The following is a 217-nucleotide window of genomic DNA, read 5'->3' on the forward strand; positions in this document are numbered from 1 at the left end:
GGCTGATCGCCCGTCGTTGAGCGTTCAGTGAATGACGCTGCCGGCTTTCAGCCGGCGACGGCGTTGGCCCAGAAAGACCAGCCAGGCAATCAGGCATAAGGTCACGGGTATCGCAAAAGTCACCGTCAGTTTTATCACCCATTCCAGTCGACGCACCTGGGCATAGGCCTCGTCCTCCAGGGCATGCAACTCCATGGGCAAGCGCAGGCGTTCCTTG

The 217-nt window shown here is 59.9% G+C and carries 1 pseudogene; it reads right to left on the reverse strand.

Annotated features, from left to right (window positions below):
• Nucleotides 1-24: 24 nt before the first annotated feature.
• Nucleotides 25-217 (reverse strand): annotated as a pseudogene (locus ACW9IR_RS30345) (ABC transporter); the annotation flags it as partial.

This window comes from Pseudomonas sp. SDT291_1_S447 (assembly GCF_054070155.1).